Raw genomic sequence first — 15,305 nt, forward strand, 5'->3', positions numbered from 1 at the left:
CGGCTGCGCGTCACCGTGGCCGACGCCGGCAGCAGCGCGGTGACGCAGACGGTGAAATGCGCGTGCCTGCGGCGTGGCGCCGCCTGAGTCGTAGCCAACGTAGACACGCGGCCGGTGAACAGTGGTGGTGCCGGGGCCTCGTCTCCGGCACCACCACCGGCCACAGCGAGGCGGCGCCGGAGCACCACCTGAGCCCACTGCGCGGCCCCCGCGGCACGCCCGCGGCCCTTTACCCGTCCCTCCGGCGACCCCTGTCCCTCCGACGACCGGCCCGTGCTGCTGTTTCCGTTGGCCAGCAAGAAGGGACCGTGCAGCCCGTCAGCGACGGCCGTGAAGGCCTCCGTCAAGGTCGGACGGTGCCGCGCCCCGACCCGCCTACCTCCGGTGGCGTAACGCGGCGAACGGCGGGCACCGTGACGTCCAGGCCGCCGAACGCAGGGAACGTGTCCGCATCCGCAGCGAGTTCGCGCACGGTCAGCCGAGTGGATTCCAGTTGAACCAGCCTCGGGAAGTGTTGTAGACGTTCGTGGGTTCGTCGCAAGTCTGGGATGTCGAGATCCGCAAGGCGACGGCATCCGCACGCGCCGCATAGTCGTCCGCCAGAACGACCGAGATCAGAACCGACGACAGCATGAGCACGGGAAGAACTCGTCCGCGGCGCACGTGTGGGATGACCAGGGCGGCCACGGACAGCACGAGGCCGGCCAGCAGGAGCCACCGGTTCACGCTTGCTTCCCGGTCGAGCCGTCTGGACAGCGCTACAAGGTCATCGCAGAGTATGTACGTTTCCGGTCCCCTGACCACCGACAGACAGCGCTCCAGCACCGCGGCGAGCACGATGAACATCCCAACGGCCGGCAGCAGGCTCCGCTCTCTCTCAGATCGCGCCCCAGTCCCGACCTGCCCCGCAGCCCCCATTGCCCGCTTCCCTTCGACTGCCCGGCGGAACATCCGGCCGAGCGCAGAGATTACCGCCCCATGTGATTAGGGGTCCGGCTACCCGAGTCAGTGCACGTATGTGGTCAGAGCCGGCTTGACTTCCAGTCTCCGAGATTCGAACGCGGGGCGGCCAGGCCCTTATTGCCCGGCCCGGCGGCCGCTGCGTGTTGCTCTTGCCGGTGCACGGGAGCCTCGGCACACGTGCCAGCAGGCGTTGTCCGGCTGGGGTACCGAAACCTCCCTGGCAAGACGCCTCCAGGGGCAGTAGAGGGAACTTGGCCATTGACAGGCGCATGCAATTTTCCGATCCTACGGGCGGGACTGTGGGCACAGACCAAGGCGGCGCATCCGACACCGGCTGCACACGATGGCCTTCAGCCCCGCACCGGCCAAGGACCCCACGACCGATCCGGTCACCCGCACCAGCCGGGTGCCCGGCCAACTCCCGGCCTGCCGAGCCGCCTTCACCACCCGCACGAAGCGGCACCGTGGCTGAGCAGCTGACAGCAGACCGCACGCCGGCAGCTTCGACCCAGCCCTGTGCCCCTCCCCCCGTCCGCGAGCACAGCATGGCGCGCCATACCCCCCACAGGAGTTCACATGCATCTCCTCCGCACCGTCATCACCACTCTCGCCCTCAGCGTGATGACAACGATGTCCGCCGTCCTCGTGCCCGGCGCGGCCCAGGCCGCCGGCACCGTGTGCGACAAGTACTGCGACGGCAGGGATCCCGCGCTCTCCCCCGGCGACCGTATGCCCGTCACCACCACCCTCTTCTCGCGCTCCATCACGCTGCACATGGACGACAGCGATGACATGGGCTGGGCCTCGATCGACAACGGAAGCCCCACGGACGAAGTCTGGCTCGACCGGTCCTTCGACGGCGGCCGCACATGGAGTTCGGGCAGCCGACTGGGTGACACCACCATCCCGTCCGGTCAGCGGGGATGGCGCACCCTGATGTACAACGCCGACGACTGGGCCAACCACGGGGTGGGGGCCCTGCGGGCCTGCGGCAAGGCAGGCGACCGGGCCGACATCGCGTGCACGCCCTGGGCCCGTACCACCTGGAATGCCGCGGACCGCCGCGGTGCCGCGGCCACCGCACTCATGGAGTTCTACGACTACGGGACCGGGCTGTTCTCGACGACCGGCTGGTGGAACTCGGCCAACGCGCTGACATCCCTGATCGGCAATATCCGCAAGACCGGCATCACGAGTTACCAGTACGCCGTCGGACGGACCTACGACCTCAACATCAACGCCCAGAGTGGTCAGTTCAGAAACTCCTACATCGACGACACGGGCTGGTGGGGCCTTGCCTGGGTGGCGGCCTACGATCTCACCAAGGACAGCCGTTACCTCGACACGGCGCGAGCGGACGCGGACTACATGGCGTCGTACTGGGACTCCACCTGCGGTGGCGGGGTGTACTGGAGCACGGCGAAGTCGACGAAGAACGCCATCCCCAACTCCCTCTACATTCAGCTCAACGCGGCACTGCACAACCGAATCCCGGGTGACACCGTCTACCTGGGCCGGGGCCAGGCCGCATGGTCCTGGCTGAAGGGCACCGGTCTCATCACCTCCAACAACACCGTCTCCGACGGCCTGTCACTGTCCACCTGCAAGACCGGCGACGCCACTGTCTGGTCCTACAACCAGGGTGTCCTCATCGCGGCCCTCACCGAGCTCCACACCGCCACCGGTGACAGCGCCGTGCTGGACACCGCCCGGCGTATCGCCGACGCCAACACCACCTCGACGCAGCTCAACACCGCCGACGGCATCCTGAAGGACCCCTGCGAAACGGGCAGTTGCGGAGCCGACGGACCTTCCTTCAAGGGCGCCGACGTCCGGGGCCTGGCACAGCTCAACAGCGCACTGACCGACCACCCCTACACCGCCTACCTGCAGCGCCAGGCCAACCTCGCCTACAGCAGCGACCGCAACGTCCTGGACCAGTACGGCCTCCACTGGTACGGCCCCGTGGACACCACCGATGCCGCCCGACAGCACAGCGCCCTCGATCTCATGAACGCCGCTTCTTAGGCGGGCAAGCCCGCTCGGGCGGTGCGGCTGGCGCCGTCGACGCCGAGCGAGGCGACGGTGGTCATCGCCCCATCGCTGGGCGGCGTCGTCTGCTGTCATAGCGGGCGGCTGCCCGGAGTCGGTCGCACAGTCCAGGTGTCGCCGCCGGCGAGGAGGGCGGCGAGGTTGCCCTTGCCCTGCTGCTCGACAGCGGTGTCGAGCTGCTCTGCCATCTCGGTGTCGTAGACCGGGCGGTGGACCGAGCGCAGGACGCCGATGGGGGTGTGGTGCAGGGTGTCCGGGTCGGCGAGGCGGGAGAGCGCGAAGGCCGTGGTCGGGGACGTCGCGTGGGCGTCGTGGACCAGGATCCGCGCCGCGTTCTCCGGCGTGACGTCGACGATCTTAAGGTCGCCGGTGGCCAGGTCCCGAACGACGCCCTTGGCGCCTCTTTCGTCCGCAAGGGGCGTGCCGAAGCGGATGGGCTCGCCGTGCTCGAGGCGGATGACAGCCTCCTGGGCCTGTTCCTTGTCCTTGAGGACTTCGAAGGCGCCGTCGTTGAAGATGTTGCAGTTCTGGTAGATCTCCACCAGGGCGGTGCCGGGGTGGGCGGCGGCCTGCCGCAGGACGTCGGTGAGGTGTTTGCGGTCGGAGTCGACGGTGCGGGCGACGAAGGAGGACTCGGCGCCCAGGGCGAGGGAGATGGGGTTGAAGGGGGTGTCGAGGGAGCCCATCGGGGTCGATTTGGTGATCTTGCCGACCTCCGAGGTCGGCGAGTACTGACCCTTCGTAAGGCCGTAGATCCGGTTGTTGAAGAGCAGGATCTTCAGGTTCACGTTCCGGCGCAGGGCGTGGATGAGGTGGTTGCCGCCGATCGACAACGCATCCCCGTCGCCCGTCACCACCCACACGCTCAAGTCCCGCCTGGACGTGGCGAGTCCGGTCGCGATCGCCGGCGCGCGCCCGTGGATCGAGTGCATGCCGTACGTGTTCATGTAGTACGGGAAGCGGGACGAGCAGCCGATGCCCGAGACGAAGACGATGTTCTCCTTCGCCAGGCGGAGCTGGGGCATGAAGCCCTGCACGGCGGCGAGGACGGCGTAGTCACCGCAGCCGGGGCACCAGCGCACCTCCTGGTCGGACTTGAAGTCCTTCATGGACTGCGGGCCGTCGGACTTCGGCACCAGGGACAGCGCGTCGGTCACCGGCGCCTTCGTAGCGGTGTCAGCCATGGTGGATGGCCTCCTCGAGAGCGTGGGCGAGTTGCTCGGCCTTGAACGGCATGCCGTTGACCTGCGTGCAGGACTGGGCGTCGACCAGGTACTTGGCGCGGATGAGCGTGGCGAGCTGGCCCATGTTCATCTCGGGAATGATCACCTTGTCGTAGGCGGTGAGGATCTCGCCGAGATTGGCCGGGCAGGGGTTGATGTGCCGCAGGTGGGCCTGCGCGACCTTCTGGCCTGCGGCGCGGACGCGGCGGACGGCGGCGGTGATCGGACCGTAGGTGGAGCCCCAGCCCAGGACCAGCAGCTTCGCCCCGTCACCGGCGGCGGCACCCGGGTTGTCGACCTCGATGTCCGGGACGTCGATGCCGTCGATCTTGGCCTGCCGGGTACGGACCATGAAGTCGTGGTTGGCGGGGTCGTAGGAGATGTTGCCCGTACCGTCCTGCTTCTCGATGCCGCCGATACGGTGTTCGAGACCGGGCGTGCCCGGGATCGCCCACGGACGGGCGAGTGTCTGCGGGTCTCGTTTGTACGGCCAGAAGACCTCGGTGCCGTCGTCCAGGGTGTGGTTCGGCCGGGAGGCGAACTGCACCCGCAGGTCCGGCAGCTCATCGGTTTCCGGGATCCGCCAGGGTTCGGAGCCGTTGGCGAGATAGCCGTCCGACAGCAGCAGCACGGGGGTGCGGTAGGTCAGTGCGATCCGGGCGGCGTCCAACGCGGCGGTGAAGCAGTCCGACGGGGTGGCCGGGGCGATCACCGGTACCGGCGCCTCACCGTTGCGGCCGAACATCGCCTGCAGCAGATCCGCCTGCTCGGTCTTGGTCGGCAGCCCGGTCGACGGGCCGCCCCGCTGGATGTCGATGATCAGCAGCGGCAGCTCCAGTGAGACCGCCAAGCCGATGGTCTCCGACTTCAGCGCGATACCCGGACCCGAGGTCGTCGTCACGCCCAGCGAGCCGCCGAAGGCCGCGCCCAGCGCTGCGCCGATCCCTGCGATCTCGTCCTCGGCCTGGAAGGTCCGGACACCGAAGTTCTTGTGCTTGGACAACTCGTGCAGGATGTCGGAGGCCGGCGTGATCGGATACGAACCGAGGAACAGCGGCAGATCGGCCAGCCGCCCGGCCGCCACCAGCCCGTACGACAGCGCCAGATTGCCGGAGACAGAACGGTACGTACCCGGCGGGAAGGCCTTCGCGGCCGGAGCCACCTCATACGAGACCGCGAAGTCCTCGGTCGTCTCGCCGAAGTTCCAGCCCGCCCGGAAGGCGGCGATATTCGCCGCGGCGATTTCCGGCTTCTTGGCGAACTTGCTCCGCAGGAAGGCTTCCGTGCCCTCGGTGGGCCGGTGGTACATCCACGACAGCAGACCCAGCGCGAACATGTTCTTCGACCGGTCGGCGTCCTTGCGGGACAGCCCGAACTCCTTCAGCGCCTCCACCGTCAGCGTCCCCAGCGGTACCGGATGCACGCTGTAGCCGTCCAGGGAGCCGTCCTCAAGCGGGCTTGCCTGATATCCGACCTTCGCCAGCGCGCGCGTGGTGAACTCGTCGGTGTTGACGATGATCTCCGCGCCGCGCGGCACATCCGGCAGGTTCGCCTTCAGAGCGGCCGGGTTCATCGCGACCAGGACGTTCGGCGCGTCGCCCGGCGTGAGGATGTCGTGATCGGCGAAGTGCAACTGGAAGGAGGACACGCCCGGCAGCGTGCCTGCCGGTGCTCGGATCTCCGCGGGGAAATTCGGCAGCGTGGACAGGTCGTTACCGAACGAGGCGGTCTCCGACGTAAAGCGATCGCCCGTCAACTGCATGCCGTCCCCGGAGTCCCCCGCGAACCGGATGATCACCCGGCCCAGACGGCGGACCTCCTTCGTGGGAGGCACCTCGACCTCGGCAGACAGGCTGTTCTGGACAAGCATCGGGAAGCTCCTGACATTCTTGATCTCGCAGGTCACGGCGCCGGAGAACGCCGTGCGCGGCCGCAACCCCGGGAGAGCGGATCGTGCCGCGGCCCCGGCGGGAGGGGGGCGGCCGAGCGGATCGCTGCCCTCGTCTCGGCCGTCGGTTGCCGTCGGTTGCCGTCGATTGACGTCGATTGGCGTCGATTGGCGTCGATTGGCGTCGATTGGCGTCGATTGGCGTCGATTGGCGTCGATTGGCGTCGATTGGCGTCGATTGGCGTCGGGGTACCGGTGACCGGCCGGGCGGAGGAGGATGCGGGGGCCGGGACCCGTCCTGCCGCCACGCACGAGGCTTCCGTACCGCGGGCAGAGGTGCATGGTGCCTCGGACCCTCGGCACGAGAGCCTCGTTGCTGCGTGTGCGGACGGCGACCGGGTCCGGGACGCCGTCCGGCGCTGCCGTCCCAATGCCGTACCGGTGTGATGGCCGCCGGCCTGCTCACCGGCCGTGCGGCGCCCCCGGCAAGGACGCTGCGGGCGGCCGACCGCAGGCCCGGACCTCGCTCACGGTCCTCCGCGTCCTGCTAACGCCAGCTCAACATTGGGCATTGGGCATTCGGCTGAGGCGGCGTCAGCCCGCCTGCGTGGCAGGATCGGCGACTTCCGTCGTCGGCGCCGCAGGGGTGGCAGGCTCGGGAGCCGGCCGGGGCTGCTTCTTCAGGCCGAGTCCGATGAAGGCACCGGCGAGTGTCCCCGTGGCGGCGACCCACCCTGCCATCCGAAGCCCGCCGACCAGCGCGTGGGGGCCGGGGTTGTGGCCGGCGTGGGAGTTCGCCACCGCGACCAGGGCCGCGAGGCCGAGGGCGCCGCCGATCTGACGGCACGTGGAGGCGAGCGCCGAGGCGACCCCCTGCTGGGCCGGTTCGGCCCCCGAGGACGCCACCGCGACGAAGAGCGAGGGGAAGGCGAAGCCGCCGCCGGCGCCCCAGATCGCGATCCCCGGCAGCAGTGCCCAGTAGGAGCCGTGCGTGGACATGCCGGCGATGATCGCGGCCAACCCCACGGCGGTACCGACCGTACCGAGGAAGAGCGTCGTACGGACCCCGAGCACGCCCAGCACCCGGGCGTTGAGCTTCATCGCCACCGCCATGCAGATCACGGTCGGCGGCAGGAAAGCGATGCCGGCGGCCACCGGGCTGTAGTTGAGCACTGTCTGCAGGTAGGTGGTGAGCAGGTAGTACGTACCGCCCAGAGAGGCCTGGAAGACGATCAGCGCCAGCATGGGGACGTTCAGGCCCCGCAGGCGGAACAGCTTCAGCGGCACCAGCGGGTCGGTGGACCGCTTCTCGATCAGCACGAAGACTGCCAGCAGCAGCGCGCCGACCGCCAGGGCGCCGGCGCCCTCGATCGATCCCCAGCCCTTGGCCGGACCGCTGACCAGACCGAACACCAGCAGTGTCGAACCGATGGTGGCGACCACGGCTCCGACGGCGTCGAAGCTGCGGCCGGTGCCGAGCGGGCGGTCGGGCGGCAGGATCCGGGTGGCGGCGAACGCCGTGATCAGTGCGAGCGGGACGTTGACGAAGAAGACCCAGCTCCAGCCGAAGGCACTGGTCAGCACGCCGCCGAGCAGCGAGCCCGCGGCCAGGCCCGCGCTGCCCACGGCGCCCCAGACGGATGTGGCCCGGTTGCGCTCAGGGCCCGGAGCGAACGTGGTGAAGACGAGCATCAGCGTCGCCGGCGTCAGCAGCGCACCGCCCACGCCCTGAATCGCACGAGCGGCCACCAGGAGCCCGGCGTTCTTCGCGAGTCCGCCGGTGAGAGAGGAGAGCGCATAGATGACCAGACCGATGACCAGCATGCGCCGCGGGCCGATCCGGTCGGCCGCACGGCCTCCGAACAGCAGCAGTCCGCCGAGCGCGACCGAATAGGCGCTGACGACCCACTGCAGCGACTGTGCGGAGAAGCCGAGCTGGCTACCGATGTCCGGCAGCGCCACATAGACGATGTTGTAGTCGATGGTGACGATGAACTGAGTGAACGCCAGCAGGGCGAGTGTGTACCCGGCCCACCGTGGCGATCGGGAGTCTGAGGTGGCCATGGTGTGGCTTCTTCCTTCGGGGTGAGCGGGGCGGTGGCCGCCCGAGGTGGATTCCACGCCTGAGAATAATCCCTTCGTGAAGGTATGTAAATCTGGAGACGGCAGCTGGACGAGTCAACTGCGCACAAAGGTCATGCAGTTGAGGTCACTGACACCGTGGTGCGAGGCAGCGGGCCCCCTCGACGATCACGCGGACCGCCAGCGGTGTATTGCAGGGCCCCGGCTGCCACCAAGTCACCCTCACCGAGCCGATATCGGCGCCGGCGGTGCGTTGTAGGTAGGGCCGTGTCGGTAGGGCCGTGCCGGTAGGGCTGTGTGGGTAGGGCCGTGTCGGTGGGGCCGTGCCGGTAATGCACTGCCAGATGGTGTCCGGGGCCGCCACGGGATGGCTCCGCCAACAGATGGCAGGTGGATCCGATCCAGGCGGCGGTGACGCCGTGAATCCGATCCAGGGTGGCGATGAGGCAGTGGATCCGGTCCAGTTGGCGATGACGCAGTGGATCCGGTCCAGTTGGCGATGACGCAGTGGATCCGGTCCAGTTGGCGATGACGCAGTGGATCCGGTCCAGTTGACGACAAGGCACTGGAAGATGTCCGGGGCACGACAGAGCGGCGAGCGCGCCGCGGACGGCTTTGGCGGCCGCCGGCCCCCGCTCCCCCGGCGCCCGTGTGCAAGTGAGGACCGTCCTCACTTGCACAGGGGTCACCTCTCTCCTGCGGCGCCGTGGCGCAAAGTGGCGCAGGCAGCGCAGGCACTGCCCGCAGGCTCCGCACGGCCCGGTGGTCGCTCACGGACGCCGCACTCCGGCGCAGCTACATACCTTTGCGAAGGTATGCGACTCTGGGCGGGAAGCCACTGGTGGCCCAGTGCGCCAGTGTCCGCTCCCGGTGGTGGACCTGCGTACCGCACCGCGCCTGGTACGGCGTGCCCCTCTTCCCCGGCCCGGGCGAACTGCCGGGCACTCACCCGGCCCCCGCTCGTCGGCCGGTGACCCGCACTCCCTACGGATCCCGAGCTTTCGAAGGAGCCTGAATGAAATTCGGAAACGATCTGCGGATCAAGACCGTGACCGCGTGGTTTCCACCAGACCGCGAGAACGTCGAGGACGCCGTGGCGGCGGGGAAGCTGACCGACTCGGACGCGGAGCGGCTCGGTGTCAGCCAACTGCCCTTCTCGGCCGCTCTGTCCGCTCCCGAGATGGCGGCGGAGGCCGGCCGTGCCGCGATAAGCCGGGCGGGCTGGAGCCCGTCCGACATCGGCCTGGTCCTGCACACCTGGATCTACCACCAGGGCCATGACATGTGGTCGCCGCCGCACTACGTGGCCAACGCGGTGGGCGCCGGCAATGCCACGCCCTACGGCGTTCAACAGGGCTGCAACGCAGGGGCGTTGGCCCTGCAGCTGGCCGCGATGCACCTGGATGCCGACGCCGGACTCGGTGCCGTGCTCGTCACGACGGGCGACCGGTTCTGCCCGCCGGGTATGGACCGCTGGACCTCCGACTACGGGCTCGGCTTCGGTGACGCGGGGACCGCGGCGCTGGTGCACCGCGGCGACGCGGAACGCGACGACTACGCCCTGCTGTCGCTGGCCACCGCGACCGACGCCCAGTTCGAGCTGATGATGCGGCACGGCAACGACTTCAGCCCGGCCCCCATGTGGCACGACGGCTTCATCGACCTGCGCACCCCCAAGAAGTCCTATCTGGCGGAGTACGGCAGGACGAAGTTCGAGACCATCGCGGGCCAGAACATCCGCAAGGTGATCGCGGACAGCCTGCACGACGCGGGGCTGGAGCCCGACGACCCTCGGATCAAGTACATCGCCCTGCCGCGGCTCGGGGCGAGCCTGCTGGACTCCATCTACGGCCCGGTGCTCGACGAGCTGCTCAAGGCCGAGGCCCTGCGGTTCGGTTCCGCCACCGGCCACCTGGGGTGCGGGGACTTCCTGGCGAACCTGGCCGACATGCGGGACCGGGTGCCGCTCGAGCCGGGCGACGTCGCGTTGGTGATCAGCGGTGGGGCGGCCTGGACCTGGGCCTGCGCCGTCGTCCAGGTACCGGGCGGGACATCGCAGGGCCAGGCTACGGCGAAGGACGTGTGATGGGCTTCGGATTCCTCGGCCTGGGCGGCCACGTGCCGCCGCTGGTCATAGACAACGCACAGGTCGCCGAGTGGACGGGCGCGGAGGAGAACTGGATCGTCGAGCGGACCGGCATCCTGGAGCGCAGGTACCGGGAGCCCGGCACCGTCACCTCCGACCTGGCCCTGCACGCCGCGCGCGAGGCGCTGGGGGCGCTGCCTGAGGCGGTGGCCCGGCTCGGTGTGATGGTCGTGGCCACGTCGACGCCCGACCAGCCGCAGCCCTCCACCGGGGCGATCCTGCAGAACAAGCTGGGCCTGTCCGGCGTTCCGGCGTTCGACGTCAACGCGGTGTGCTCGGGCTTCCTCTACGCGCTGGCGGTCGCCGACTCGATGCTGTCGGCGCGGCTGGCCGGGGAGGGCGGCGACCACGCTCTGGTGGTCGGCGCCGACATGTACTCCTCGCTGATGAACCGCTCCGACCGGCGCACCGTCAGCCTCTTCGGCGACGGGGCCGGTGCGGTGCTGCTCGGTCCGGTGCCCGACGGATACGGCGTGCTGGGCTGGCGGCTGGTCGCCCACGGCGAACACCGCGAGCTGGTCGAGGTGCCGGCCGGCGGCACCCGTACGCCGCTGGACGCCCGCAGCCGGGAGGCCGGCGAACACCTGTTCCGCATGCGGGGCCGCGAGGTGCGCGACTACGCGCTCGGCGTGCTGCCCAAGGTCGTCGGCGAGGCGCTCGACTCGGCCGGGATCCGGCTGGCGGACGTGGACCGCTTCATCCTGCACCAGGCCAACACCCGCCTGGTGGAGGCGTGTACGCGTGAACTCGGCGTCGACCCCGACCGGGTGCCGCTGACCGCACCGCAGTTCGGCAACACCGCCACGGCCTCCATCCCGCTCACCCTGCGCGCGGAGAACGAACTCCGGCCGTTCCGGCGGGGCGAGCGCCTGGTGCTGGCCGGAGTGGGCGGCGGCATGACGGCGGGGGCCGTGGTCGTCCGCTGGTACTGACCCCTCCCCCGCGACACCGCTGCAAACCATGCAAGCGCTGCGAAAGGAATGAGACATGCCGACCGCGACAGCGGCGGGACTCCGCTGCTACGAGCTGTGGGACCCGATGCCCGACGAAGTACGGGAGGGCGCCAGGCGGTTCGCCACCGTACAGGCACTCAACGAGCTGGTGGGCGTGCTGCCGTTCGCCGAGTGGCTGGACCGCGCGCCCAGCTACACCCGGCGGCAGATGCTGATGGCCAAGGTCCAGGACGAGGTGGGCCACGGGCACGTGGCCGCCCGGGTCGCCGAGGACCTGGGCATGCCGCGCGAACGGATCCTCCTGGACTACCTGGAGGGCCGCTCGAAGGTGCACAACATCTTCCACTACTCCTTCGCGTCCTGGGAGGAGTTCGGCCCGGGGCTGCTCCTGATGAACTCGGCGGCGATCCTGCAGTTCCGGTCGCTGATGAAGGGCGTGTACCTGCCCTACGGCCGGGCGCTGCGCAAGATCGAGCGCGAGGAGTCCTTCCACTACCAGCACGCGCTGGACCTGACCCACGAGGTGCTGACGCACGGCGACGCCGGCCAGCGCCGCCGGGTGCAGGAGGGGTTCGAGACGTGGCTGCCGCGGGTGCTCGCCTACCTCGGTCCCCCCGACACCGAGACCCTGCACACCAACCGCATGCACCAGATCGGCCTGAAGCCCGACGGCAACGACGAGCTGCGCCAGGCCTGGCTGAACAAGATCATTCCGGTCTTCCAGAAGCTCGGCGTGCACGTGGACCCCGCGCTGGCCCGTCAGACGCCCTCGGGCGAGTGGGAGTTCGCCATGCCCGACTGGGCCGAGGTGAAGAAGGTCATCGCGGGTGGCGGCCCGGCGTCGCAGCGCCGGCTGGACTGGGTGCGCGGCGCCCTGGACCGCAACGCGCGATACCGGCGCGCGCTGAAGGGGGTGGCGTGATGCCGCACGTTCCCACCGACACCGACGTCTACGAAGTCTTCGCGCAGACCGGCAGCGGCTCGCCGCTCAACCACGTCGGCTCCATCGTCGCGCCGCGCCGGGAAGCCGCCTGGCACCTGGCCAAGGAGACCTACGGGCGCCGCGACGACCTCTCCCGGCTCTGGGTGGTACGGCGCACCGACCTGATCGTCTCCAGCGCCGAAGACCGCGACCTGCTCGCCGCCAAGACCCGGATGCCGCACCGCCAGCCCGGCTTCCCCACCACACGCCGCCGCGACCGCTCCGCCGCGCCGGACACCGCCGCGCCGCGACAGCGCCTCGAAGGCGCCGAGTTCGAGCACACCGACGACGCACGCGGGGCCGCCGACCACGCACTGACCGGGCTGTGGCTGGCCCTCGCCGACGACCTGTTCGTCCTGGGCAACCGACTGGGAGAACGCATCGTCGACTACATCGACCTGGAGGAGTCACTGGCGGTCGGCTCCATCGGACAAGAGGCCCTGGCGCACGCCGAAACGATCCTGTCGCTGCACGGATTCGACGAGTCCGCCGCCGACGCCCACTTCTTCGAACGGCCGCAGGAGGAGTGGCAGGTGTCCGGTGTCATCGACCGGCTCGGCGACTGGCCGTCCACCGTGGTGTGCGGGCTGGTGATCTCCGCGGCCGTCACCCTGCTCGCCGAGCAGCGCGCCGAGAACGACCCCGCGATCGCCGCCATCCGCGACGAGCAACGAGTCCACCTCGACCACTGGCGACGCTGGGCGCGGGCGCTCGCCGCCTGGCCCGAGACAGCCGAGGAATTCACGCGGGCGTACGCCGAGGTGACGCAGCGCGCCGGCGACCTCTTCGGCGCCGGCCCGCAGGACGCCCTGACGGGTGCGCTGCACGAGCGTCTGAACGCACTGATCAGCGACAGCGGCGGCCCCGGATCACGCCTGCCGCACCTGCCGGTGCCGCGGACCGCGGGGACGGGCGGCAGCGTCCTGGCCGACTGCCTCGCGCGCGGCCGCCTCGTGCGCGAGCACTACGCCCCGGAGGTGTTCCTGTGAGCCCCGATCCGCTCACCGGCGTGGTCGCCGACGTGCGCGATCCGGAGATCGACGTGGGCCTGGGCGACCTCGGAGTGGTCCGCTCGGTGTCCAGGACCGACGACCGGATCGTGGTCCGCCTCGCCCCCACCCGGCTCAGCTGCCCCGCCCGCGGCGAGATCGCCCGCCGGGTGCGGTCCGCACTCACCGACGCCGCACCCGGGCACGGAATCGACATCGTGTGGGAACGCGGCGCATGGCAGCCCACGGCGGTGACCACCGCCGGCCACGACGCACTGCGCACCGCCGGATACCGCGTGGCGGGCGAGGTTCCACGATGCCCCTACTGCGCCGGCGACGACGTCGTACGGGCCGGCCGCTTCGGCGGCGCGGTCTGCAAGGTGCCCTACGACTGCCGCGGCTGCGGCTCGCCCTTCGATGTGATCGGTACGGCCGGCTGCTCCGCCGTGCTCCCGGTCCCCGACGTCAGGCAAGGAGGATCATGATGAGGCTCGCCGGAAAGACAGCCGTGATCACCGGGGGCTCCCGGGGACTGGGCCGGGCCATCGCGGAACGCTACCTGCTGGAAGGCGCGCGGGTGGTGTGCGCGGCGCGCAACCCCTACGACATCAAGGAAGTCCTCGACCTCTCCCCCGACCGCGGCGCGTACATCCAGGTCGACGTCACCAGCAACGACTCGGTCACCGCGCTGATGGCCGAGACCGCCGAACGCTTCGGCGGTGTGGACATCCTGGTCGCCAACGCCGGTGTGAGCCGGGACGGACGGGTGGACCGGCTGGCGGTCACCGACTGGCAGGACATGGTGGCCACGAACCTGACCGGGGTCTTCCTGTGCACCCAGGCGGCCATTCCCTACCTGGAACGCAGCTCGGCCCCCCGGATCGTCAACGTCTCCTCCAGCATGGCGACCCGGGTCGCCATCGGGGCGGCCGGCTACTGCGCCACCAAGGCCGCGGTGGAGATGTTCACCCGGGTCAGCGCCATCGAACTCGGCCCCCGCGGCATCCTGGTCAACTCCCTCGCTCCGGGCATCCTCGACGAGGGCATGGGCGAGCAGCTCACCAAGAACGACAAGATCTGGGCGCGCTACCGGAGCAGGCTGGCGCTCGGCCGGCCCGGCGGCGCCGACGAAGCCGCGGACGCGGCGGTGTTCCTGGCCGGTCCCGAATCGAGCTACGTCAACGGCCACGTCCTCGAGGTGAACGGAGGCCTCCTGTGGTCATGATGACCGTACCTACGGCGGAACATCTCTCCGTGTGGCTGGACGTCGACGGAGCGGTGGGCATCCTGCACCTGGACCGGCCGCCGCTGAACGTGCTGGACCGTGCGGCGCAGTACGCCCTGCGCGCGGCGGCCGAGCAGGCCGCGGCCGACGAACGGGTCCGCGCCGTGGTCCTGCACGGCGGGCCCACGGCCTTCTCGGCGGGCGGCGACATCAAGGAGATGGCCGCGATGACGCACGCCGAAATGGTGGCGCACGCGGTGGTGCTCCAGGGCGCCTTCGACGCGGTGGCCGCCATCCCGAAACCGGTGGTGGCCGCGATCAACGGCCCTGCTCTCGGCGGCGGTTGCGAGCTGGCGCTGACAGCCGACGCACGCATCTGCGGCACCGAGGCACGTCTCGGGCTGCCCGAGGTCCTGCTCGGGGTCATCCCGGGGGCCGGCGGCACCCAGCGGCTGCCGCGGCTGATCGGTCCGGCCAAGGCCAAGGAGCTGATCTTCACCGGACGCCAGGTCGGTGCCGACGAGGCGCTGCAGCTGGGCCTGGTGGACCAGGTCGTGCCGACCGGTCAGGTGCTGGAGACCGCGCTGCGGTGGGCTCGGCGCTTCGAGAAGGGCCCCGCGCTGGCGCTGCACGCCGCCAAGACGGCTGTCGACCAGGGTCTGGCGACCGACCTGGCCGCCGGGCTGGCCATCGAACGGTCGGTGTTCGCCGCCCTGTTCGCCACCGAGGACCGGCTGACGGGCATGCGGGGATTCGCCGCCGACGGTCCCGGTCGCGCGATCTTCAACGGGAGGTAGCCGCC

At 70.1% G+C, this 15,305-nt stretch carries 13 protein-coding genes; 9 read left to right on the forward strand and 4 right to left on the reverse strand.

All coding sequences use genetic code 11. The annotated features are described in order from the left end of the window. Positions 1 to 474 precede the first annotated feature (474 nt). On the reverse strand, positions 475 to 837 hold the full coding sequence (locus ACWDGI_RS40535; protein ID WP_450768043.1) for a hypothetical protein: 363 nt from the start codon (positions 835 to 837) through the stop codon (positions 475 to 477). A gap of 469 nt (positions 838 to 1,306) precedes the next feature. Here ACWDGI_RS40535 and ACWDGI_RS40540 point away from each other — a divergent pair, with 469 nt between their 5' ends. After that, complete coding sequence (locus ACWDGI_RS40540) at positions 1,307 to 1,435, forward strand: hypothetical protein (RefSeq protein ID WP_450768044.1); 129 nt, start codon at positions 1,307 to 1,309, stop codon at positions 1,433 to 1,435. Between the two features lie 104 nt (positions 1,436 to 1,539). Beyond that, the gene (locus ACWDGI_RS40545) at positions 1,540 to 2,991 is read left to right on the forward strand and encodes a glycoside hydrolase family 76 protein (protein WP_450768045.1); all 1,452 of its coding nucleotides are present in this window, start codon (positions 1,540 to 1,542) and stop codon (positions 2,989 to 2,991) included. Between the two features lie 95 nt (positions 2,992 to 3,086). Here ACWDGI_RS40545 and ACWDGI_RS40550 read toward each other — a convergent pair whose 3' ends face one another. The 3 genes from ACWDGI_RS40550 to ACWDGI_RS40560 form a co-directional block, all read right to left on the reverse strand. Then, entirely contained in the window at positions 3,087 to 4,199 is a 1,113-nt protein-coding gene (locus tag ACWDGI_RS40550) for a 2-oxoacid:ferredoxin oxidoreductase subunit beta (RefSeq protein WP_450768046.1), read from the reverse strand. Beyond that, positions 4,192 to 6,108, reverse strand: coding sequence for a 2-oxoacid:acceptor oxidoreductase subunit alpha (locus ACWDGI_RS40555; RefSeq protein ID WP_450768119.1), 1,917 nt, complete (start codon positions 6,106 to 6,108; stop codon positions 4,192 to 4,194). The genes ACWDGI_RS40550 and ACWDGI_RS40555 overlap by 8 nt, the downstream gene beginning before the upstream one ends. 612 nt (positions 6,109 to 6,720) lie before the next feature. Next, positions 6,721 to 8,190, reverse strand: a complete 1,470-nt coding sequence (locus tag ACWDGI_RS40560; RefSeq protein WP_450768047.1) for an MFS transporter — start codon at positions 8,188 to 8,190, stop codon at positions 6,721 to 6,723. A 1,033-nt stretch (positions 8,191 to 9,223) separates the two neighbouring features. Here ACWDGI_RS40560 and ACWDGI_RS40565 point away from each other — a divergent pair. From ACWDGI_RS40565 to ACWDGI_RS40595, 7 genes are read left to right on the forward strand one after another with little or no spacing between them, the layout of a single operon-like run. Then, on the forward strand, positions 9,224 to 10,294 hold the full coding sequence (locus ACWDGI_RS40565; RefSeq protein ID WP_450768048.1) for a ketoacyl-ACP synthase III family protein: 1,071 nt from the start codon (positions 9,224 to 9,226) through the stop codon (positions 10,292 to 10,294). Continuing rightward, positions 10,294 to 11,286: a 3-oxoacyl-ACP synthase III family protein gene (locus tag ACWDGI_RS40570; RefSeq protein ID WP_450768049.1), complete on the forward strand. Its 993-nt coding sequence runs from the start codon at positions 10,294 to 10,296 to the stop codon at positions 11,284 to 11,286. The genes ACWDGI_RS40565 and ACWDGI_RS40570 overlap by 1 nt, the downstream gene beginning before the upstream one ends. A gap of 55 nt (positions 11,287 to 11,341) precedes the next feature. Continuing rightward, positions 11,342 to 12,229 (forward strand): Phenylacetic acid catabolic protein, encoded by an 888-nt coding sequence (locus ACWDGI_RS40575; RefSeq protein WP_450768050.1) that lies wholly within the window; start codon positions 11,342 to 11,344, stop codon positions 12,227 to 12,229. Next, complete coding sequence (locus ACWDGI_RS40580; RefSeq protein ID WP_450768051.1) at positions 12,229 to 13,278, forward strand: Phenylacetic acid catabolic protein; 1,050 nt, start codon at positions 12,229 to 12,231, stop codon at positions 13,276 to 13,278. The genes ACWDGI_RS40575 and ACWDGI_RS40580 overlap by 1 nt, the downstream gene beginning before the upstream one ends. Continuing rightward, positions 13,275 to 13,763, forward strand: a complete 489-nt coding sequence (locus ACWDGI_RS40585) for a PaaD-like zinc ribbon domain-containing protein (RefSeq protein WP_450768052.1) — start codon at positions 13,275 to 13,277, stop codon at positions 13,761 to 13,763. The genes ACWDGI_RS40580 and ACWDGI_RS40585 overlap by 4 nt, the downstream gene beginning before the upstream one ends. Next, complete coding sequence (locus ACWDGI_RS40590; RefSeq protein ID WP_450768053.1) at positions 13,760 to 14,503, forward strand: SDR family NAD(P)-dependent oxidoreductase; 744 nt, start codon at positions 13,760 to 13,762, stop codon at positions 14,501 to 14,503. The genes ACWDGI_RS40585 and ACWDGI_RS40590 overlap by 4 nt, the downstream gene beginning before the upstream one ends. Further along, a complete protein-coding gene (locus tag ACWDGI_RS40595; protein WP_450768054.1) occupies positions 14,500 to 15,300 on the forward strand; it encodes an enoyl-CoA hydratase/isomerase family protein in 801 nt (266 codons plus the stop codon). Before ACWDGI_RS40590 ends, ACWDGI_RS40595 begins: the two co-directional genes overlap by 4 nt. The last annotated feature ends 5 nt before the right edge of the window (positions 15,301 to 15,305 follow it).

The sequence above is a fragment of the Streptomyces sp. NPDC001220 genome (genome assembly GCF_053597895.1).